The sequence below is a fragment of the Anoxybacillus sp. genome (genome assembly GCF_036834105.1).
Classification (GTDB): domain Bacteria; phylum Bacillota; class Bacilli; order Bacillales; family Anoxybacillaceae; genus Anoxybacillus.
The window spans coordinates 1-7,045 of sequence record NZ_DAITON010000118.1 but is presented as its reverse complement, the minus strand read 5'-3'; the positions used below and the strand labels follow the sequence as shown (position 1 = coordinate 7,045).

The 7,045-nt window shown below is 44.5% G+C and carries 9 protein-coding genes, 1 pseudogene and 1 riboswitch; of the genes and pseudogenes, 8 read left to right on the top strand and 2 right to left on the bottom strand.

All coding sequences use genetic code 11. The features are described 5' to 3' along the window. Window positions 1-110 precede the first annotated feature (110 nt). From V7Z64_RS10665 to V7Z64_RS10640, 6 genes are all read left to right on the top strand, one after another. Window positions 111-551, top strand: coding sequence for a peptidylprolyl isomerase (locus V7Z64_RS10665; RefSeq protein ID WP_297990201.1), 441 nt, complete (start codon window positions 111-113; stop codon window positions 549-551). A gap of 152 nt (window positions 552-703) precedes the next feature. Further along, window positions 704-836, top strand: a riboswitch (FMN riboswitch). Window positions 837-987: 151 nt separating this feature from the next. Further along, window positions 988-2,064: a bifunctional diaminohydroxyphosphoribosylaminopyrimidine deaminase/5-amino-6-(5-phosphoribosylamino)uracil reductase RibD gene (gene ribD, locus V7Z64_RS10660; protein WP_297990203.1), complete on the top strand. Its 1,077-nt coding sequence runs from the start codon at window positions 988-990 to the stop codon at window positions 2,062-2,064. A gap of 5 nt (window positions 2,065-2,069) precedes the next feature. Next, entirely contained in the window at window positions 2,070-2,708 is a 639-nt protein-coding gene (ribE, locus tag V7Z64_RS10655) for a riboflavin synthase (protein ID WP_003394390.1), read from the top strand. 5 nt (window positions 2,709-2,713) lie between these two features. Beyond that, window positions 2,714-3,907, top strand: a complete 1,194-nt coding sequence (locus V7Z64_RS10650; RefSeq protein ID WP_003394392.1) for a bifunctional 3,4-dihydroxy-2-butanone-4-phosphate synthase/GTP cyclohydrolase II — start codon at window positions 2,714-2,716, stop codon at window positions 3,905-3,907. Window positions 3,908-3,920: 13 nt separating this feature from the next. Further along, window positions 3,921-4,385, top strand: coding sequence for a 6,7-dimethyl-8-ribityllumazine synthase (gene ribH / locus V7Z64_RS10645; RefSeq protein ID WP_297990207.1), 465 nt, complete (start codon window positions 3,921-3,923; stop codon window positions 4,383-4,385). A gap of 96 nt (window positions 4,386-4,481) precedes the next feature. Continuing rightward, entirely contained in the window at window positions 4,482-4,826 is a 345-nt protein-coding gene (locus tag V7Z64_RS10640; RefSeq protein WP_297990209.1) for a GNAT family N-acetyltransferase, read from the top strand. A gap of 6 nt (window positions 4,827-4,832) precedes the next feature. Here the strand turns inward: V7Z64_RS10640 and V7Z64_RS10635 are convergent, their stop codons facing one another. Beyond that, window positions 4,833-5,339 (bottom strand): DUF309 domain-containing protein, encoded by a 507-nt coding sequence (locus V7Z64_RS10635; protein WP_297990210.1) that lies wholly within the window; start codon window positions 5,337-5,339, stop codon window positions 4,833-4,835. Window positions 5,340-5,409: 70 nt separating this feature from the next. Here V7Z64_RS10635 and V7Z64_RS10630 point away from each other — a divergent pair, with 70 nt between their 5' ends. Further along, window positions 5,410-6,141: a segregation/condensation protein A gene (locus V7Z64_RS10630; RefSeq protein ID WP_297990212.1), complete on the top strand. Its 732-nt coding sequence runs from the start codon at window positions 5,410-5,412 to the stop codon at window positions 6,139-6,141. A gap of 1 nt (window position 6,142) precedes the next feature. Then, on the top strand, window positions 6,143-6,730 hold the full coding sequence (gene scpB / locus V7Z64_RS10625) for an SMC-Scp complex subunit ScpB (protein ID WP_219984965.1): 588 nt from the start codon (window positions 6,143-6,145) through the stop codon (window positions 6,728-6,730). Window positions 6,731-6,808: 78 nt separating this feature from the next. Here the strand turns inward: scpB and V7Z64_RS10620 are convergent. Further along, window positions 6,809-7,045, bottom strand: a pseudogene (locus V7Z64_RS10620) (IS982 family transposase); the annotation flags it as partial.

Genomic DNA, 7,045 nt, shown 5'->3' with positions numbered 1-7,045 from the left:
CTTCATTTTTCCTCTGTACTATTGTACAAACATTTGCGTGAACATAGAAGTGAAATATAGTAAAATGAAGCTACATTTGTTTTTACGATAGAAAGGTGGCGAAAGTTTCAATGAAGAAAAAAGGTTACATCATCATGGAGAACGGTGGAAAGGTGGAGTTTGAACTATTTCCAAACGAAGCACCAAAGACGGTAGCGAATTTTGAAAAACTAGCGAATGAAGGATTTTATAACGGATTGACGTTTCATCGCGTCATTAAACGGTTTGTGAGCCAAGGTGGCTGCCCGATTGGAAACGGAACAGGCGATGCAGGATACACCATCCCTTGTGAAACGGACAACAATCCGCATAAACATATTGAAGGGGCGATGTCGATGGCGCACCGTGGTCGCGATACGGGAAGCTGTCAATTTTTCATTTGTCACGAACCGCAGCCGCATTTAGACGGTGTACATACAGTGTTTGGACAAGTGACTAGTGGAATGGACGTTGTCAAAGCGATGAAAAACGGCGATGTGATGAAAGAAGTAAAAGTGTGGGACGAACAATAGTGAAAAGGAAAGATGGGAGATGAAAAAAAACTGGCTATTGTTTTTCCTCCTTTTGCTCGTTAGCTTCGTTTGGGGAGCGGTGTATTGGTTGTTCATTGCAAAGTAATAGACATTTCGCTTTATTGTGCTATAATGAATAAAAATGGAATATACGCATCCTTCGGGGCAGGGTGAAATTCCCGACCGGCGGTAATGAAACGTACGTTTCTCAGCCCGCGAGCCGTTAAGGCATGATCCGGTGCGATTCCGGAGCCGACAGTATAGTCTGGATGGGAGAAGGATTGCCGAAAACTCACGCCACTTATTCCACTTATTTGGAAAATAGCGATCGGCGATGGGTTATTTTGCTATGCGAAAAAGGCGATCTTTTATTATACATCTTGCCCTAGGACGTTGTTCCTAGGGTTTTTATGTTATACAGGAAAGGTGGTGCAAAATGGACGAACGATATATGCGCTTAGCGTTACAGTTAGCTGAAACAGCGCGTGGTCAAACGTCCCCAAACCCGCTTGTCGGTGCAGTCGTTGTAAAAGATGGCGAAGTTGTCGGCTTTGGAGCGCATTTGAAAGCAGGGGAGCCACATGCGGAAGTGCATGCGCTGCGTATGGCAGGCGCAAAAGCGGAAGGCGCAACTGTTTATGTGACGCTTGAGCCGTGCAGCCATTACGGGCGAACGCCGCCATGTGCCGATTTGTTAATTGAAAAAAAGGTGAAGCGCGTCGTCGTGGCGACGACAGACCCGAATCCACTCGTCGCAGGAAAAGGTATTGAAAAATTAAGGCGAGCGGGAATGGATGTGACCGTCGGGGTGTTGAAAGAAGAAGCGGATGCGTTAAACGAAATGTTTTTTCACTATATCTCAACGAAAACGCCGTATGTGATATTAAAATATGCGATGAGTTTAGATGGGAAAATTGCCACGAAAACGGGAGAAAGCAAGTGGATTACGTCTGAAGAGGCGCGTCGCGATGTGCATCGCGAGCGAAAGCAGCACGATGCGATCGTGGTCGGCGTCGGCACCATTTTAGCAGATGATCCGAGCTTAACCGTTCGCTTTGGTCACGAAGGAAAACAGCCGATTCGAGTTGTGCTCGATACACATTTGCGCACACCGCTTCAAGCGAACGTTGTAACGGACAACATGGCACCAACGTGGATTGTCGTCGGGCATCATGTGACGGAAGAGCAAATGAAGCCGTATGAACAAACGGGAGTACAATTCATTCGTATGAATGAACATACGATTCATATTCCATCTCTTTTACGTGAACTTGGTAAGCGCAACGTCATGTCCATATTCGTTGAAGGTGGAGCGCATGTGCATGGAAGCTTTTTATCTTCTCGCTCTGTTCAACAAGTCATCGCTTATGTCGCCCCGACGTTGATCGGCGGCAATGAAGCCCCTTCGGCAATCGGTGGGGAAGGTTTTGGTCGAATGATGGATGCGCTTCGCTTGCAAGTGAAACATGTGGAAATGATCGGATCGGATATTAAAATCGTTGCTAAAGGATGATCGCCATGTTTACAGGAATTATTGAAGAAATAGGAACCATTCAACAAATGAAACAAACAGGTGATGCGATCGTTTTTACGATCGGAGCGCATAAGGTGCTACAAGATGTGCAGCTCGGTGACAGCATTGCAGTGAACGGTGTTTGTTTAACTGTCACATCGTTTACAAATCGCTTCTTTACAGTTGATGTTATGCCGGAGACGGTGCGTGCAACGTCATTAAAAACGCTGACGGTAGGAGCGAAAGTCAATTTAGAACGGGCGATGGCGGCGAACGGTCGCTTTGGCGGTCACTTCGTTTCTGGGCATGTCGATGGTGTCGGACGTATCGTTCGCAAACAACCTGTCGCTAACGCGGTGTATTATGACATTGAAGTGCCGGGTCATTTGCGCAAATACATGATTTTAAAAGGTTCTGTTGCGGTTGACGGCACAAGTTTAACGATTTTCGGTTTAACGGATCGAACGTTTACCATTTCACTCATTCCGCATACGCGAGAAGCGACGATTTTAGGGGCAAAAAAGGTTGGCGATATCGTCAATATTGAATGTGACATCATTGGTAAGTATGTAGAACAGTTCGTTGCCGGTAAGCATGACGGGTTGACGTTGCAATTTTTGCAAGAGCACGGATATAAGGAGTGAGCGAAATGTTTCATACAATTGAAGAGGCGATTTACGATTTAATGCAAGGGAAAATCATTATCGTTTGTGATGATGAAGATCGTGAAAACGAAGGTGATTTTGTGGCGCTTGCAGAAAAAGCAACGCCGGAAGTGATCAACTTTATGATTACGCACGGTCGCGGTCTCGTTTGTGTACCGATTACAGAAGAATTGGCCGATCGGCTCGATTTAGCACCGATGGTCAATCATAATACAGATGCGCACGGCACAGCGTTTACTGTCAGCATCGACCATAAAGCAACGACGACGGGCATTAGCGCGTTTGAGCGCTCGTTGACGATTCAAGAAATGTTAAATCCAGAAGCGAAAGCAAGCGATTTTAAAAGACCAGGGCATATTTTTCCGCTTGTGGCGAAAAAAGGTGGCGTGTTGCGGCGGGCGGGTCATACGGAAGCCGCTGTAGACTTAGCGCGTCTTTGTGGGGCAAAGCCGGCAGGAGTCATTTGTGAAATTATAAAAGATGATGGGACGATGGCGCGTGTGCCTGATTTAAAACAAATCGCGGAAAAATTTGATATGAAAATGATTACGATTAAAGATTTAATCGCATATCGCAATCGGAAAGAAAAATTGATTAAACGTGAAGTGGAAATTTCGTTGCCGACCGATTTTGGCGAGTTCAAAGTAATTGGATATTCCAACACGTTAGACGGTAAGGAACATATCGCAATTGTGAAGGGAGAAATCATTCCAGATGAGCCAGTGCTCGTGCGCGTCCATTCGGAATGCTTAACAGGGGACGTGTTCGGTTCGCATCGTTGCGATTGTGGTCCTCAACTTCATGCGGCGTTGGCGCAAATTGAAGAAGAAGGTCGTGGAGTGTTGTTATATATGCGCCAAGAAGGTCGCGGCATCGGCTTGTTAAACAAATTGCGCGCATATAAGTTGCAAGAGCAAGGCTATGATACGGTCGAGGCAAACGAAAAGCTCGGCTTCGCCCCAGACTTGCGCGACTATGGAATTGGCGCGCAAATTTTAAAAGATCTAGGTGTGACAAAAATGCGCTTATTGACGAACAATCCGCGCAAAATTACTGGGTTAAAAGGATACGGATTAGAAGTTGTTGAGCGCGTTCCGCTACAAATGCCAGCGAAGCGCCATAACGAGCGCTATTTGCGGACAAAATACGAAAAACTAGGACATATGTTGCATTTTTAAGGAGGAGAATGGCATGAACGTATATGAAGGAAATTTAGTTGGAACAGGGTTAAAAGTCGGCATCGTCGTTGCGAGATTTAATGAGTTTATTACAAGCAAGCTGCTCGCTGGTGCGCTCGATGGCTTGAAACGTCACGGGGTCTCGGAACATGATATCGACGTCGCTTGGGTGCCAGGAGCGTTTGAAATTCCGCTTGTAGCGAAAAAAATGGCAGAGTCGAAAAAATATGATGCAGTGATTACACTTGGTGCAGTTATTCGCGGGGCAACGAGCCATTACGATTACGTATGTAATGAAGTGGCGAAAGGAACGTCCCATGCTGCCCTTTCTTCAGGCGTACCGGTCATTTTTGGGGTGCTGACGACAGATACGATTGAACAGGCAATTGAACGGGCTGGGACGAAAGCAGGAAATAAAGGATGGGAGGCAGCATTAAGCGCCATTGAAATGGCGAATGTGATGCGTACATTTTCTTAATATGCTCGCGATAAAAAAGGTTTAAAAAAGCGACAAGACCGTTTATAATAGCAATAGCGAGTAAACAATAAGTCTTGTCGATAATGAGGGATTCATATGCTAGTTCGCTATCGAAAAAACTATGAGAAAATTGCCATGGGTCTTTTGTCGTTTATGCCAAACGAAAAAGACTTAAAACAGCTTCAACAAACGATGAAAAATTATGAGACAAACGACGATTGGCAGCTGTTTCTATGGAAAGAAGGAGAAGATTTTATCGGCATTATCGGTGCGATTTTGCGCGAACATGCGGTTGAAGTGCAACATATTAGCGTTAATCCGTCCCATCGCCATCAAGGAATTGGGAAGCAAATGGTGAAAGCGTTAAAAGAATTGTATCCAAATCAGACGTTATGTGCCAATGACATGACCGCTCCATTTTTGGATAAATGTGAACAATGACAGGGATCAATGTCCCTGTCTTTTTTGTTTTTGCCGTTCCCGCTCAGCGATGACGTCGCTTCGGTCGCGCAACATATGTTTATGGATGATATATTCGTTTGACATGTCGCTTTTTTCTCCCCATATTAGCCCTTTTTGTTCGCATTGTCGTTGGCATATATGTAAGAGCGAACGATCGACAATAGGTAAACAAGCACTTTCATACGTCTCTCTATTATCCATTCGTCTTATATATGTATGAATGAGAGCTAGCAGTTGCTCAGCATGAATGCCTAGCGATTCGTACGCCTGCTTTTCTTTTTCACATGCGTTTACCGCTTTCGTTAACATTCGTCTTGCTCCGGCGATATTTCCTCGGCGATAATGGTACATTCCGACAGCGAGCTGAATAAGCCCGATCCATACTTGTTCATTCGTTCGTTTCCAATATTCTTCTAACACTTCATGGCATTCAAAATAATCGCGCGTCGCGTGAAAGTGAAGCAAATAGTCGATATATGCCTTCGGATACAATATAATGCCCCCTTTTTTTCGTATGCTTATCTGTATTATACTATTAGTTATGAATAAAGGTGGGATTGATGTGCACTATCATGTGAAATTAGATCAATTTGAAGGGCCGCTTGATTTATTGCTCCATTTAATTCATCGGTATGAAATTGATATTTATGATATTCCTGTTGCACAAATTACGGAGCAGTATATGGCTTATATTCATGCGATGAAAGAATTGCAGCTCGATGTAGCGAGCGAGTATTTAGTGATGGCAGCAACACTCATTGAAATGAAAAGCAAAATGTTGTTACCGAAACATGAGGATACACTAGAAGAAGACATATTTATTCCGGAAGAAGATCCGCGTGAACAATTAATGCAGCAGTTAATCGAGTATAAAAAGTTTAAAGAAGCGGCGAAACAGTTGCGCGAGCGAGAAGAAGAGCGCGCGCTTTTATTTACGAAGCCGCCAAGCGATTTAACCGCTTATGCGAAAAACGGTGCGCCGCTTGCTCTCGATGTTGATGTATACGATATGCTTGGAGCGCTGGCGAAGTTGTTACGGCGCAAAAAGTTACAAAAGCCGCTTCATACGAAAGTAGCACGTCAAGAAATTCCGATCGGACAGCGGATGGAAGAAATTTTACATATATTAAAAAGTGGAGAGCGAATGAACTTTTACGACTTATTTCCGTATGACGATCGCGAGCAAATTGTCGTCACGTTTTTAGCATTGCTTGAACTGATGAAACGAAACGAAATCATTGTCGAGCAAGAAAACAATTTTGCTGATTTATACATTCGACGAAAAGGTGATTGAGATGAATGAATTCGCAGTAATTGAGGCGTTATTGTTCGCGGCAGGTGAAGAAGGATTGACGTATAAGCAATTAGCTGATGTACTCGATGTAGAGGAAGAGCGAGTATATGAGCTTATTCAACGAGCAAAAGATATGTATGATGCGGATGAGCGCGGGATTATGATCGTGGAAATGGCAGGAACGCTTCAGCTTGCAACGAAAAAACAATGTGCGCCGTATTTACAAAAGCTTGTCGAGTCACCAACGACATCATCGTTGTCGCAAGCTGCGCTTGAAACGTTAGCGATCATCGCGTACCGTCAACCGATTACGCGCGCAGAAATTGAGCACATTCGCGGCGTCAAAAGCGACAAGCCGCTTCAAACACTGTTAGGAAAAGCGTTAATTAGAGAAGTAGGTCGCGCAGAAGGAACAGGTCGTCCAATTTTATACGGGACAACGAAAGAGTTTTTAGATTACTTTGGCTTAAAAACATTAGACGAACTTCCACCTCTCCCAGAATGGGACGAGCAAGAGGAAGAACGCGAAGCTGACTTATTTTTCGAACGTCTTAACGAACAACTGCAAGAAGCAGGCGAACAGCGGTGACAGCGCATGATGCTTAAAATCAATACAGTCAAATTCTGTTTTAGATTATATAAAGTAACCCGTGGTGCTAGTTGAGCGCTAGCGCTCAACTAGCCCGAGTGTTACAAGTGAATACACCAACAAGATGCCATCTAGTGCCACTTCAAACCCTGTAATCGTATTCGCACGAATGTCTGTCATACGATATTGGTCAACAAGGACGGAGAATACCCGTTTCAATGACTTTCCGTTTTTGTTTGAGCCATGTCTCCCATGATTCAGATGGGCGGTGTTTCTGGTTTTTGCGAGATGGAGTCCAAAAAGCGATTTGGTACG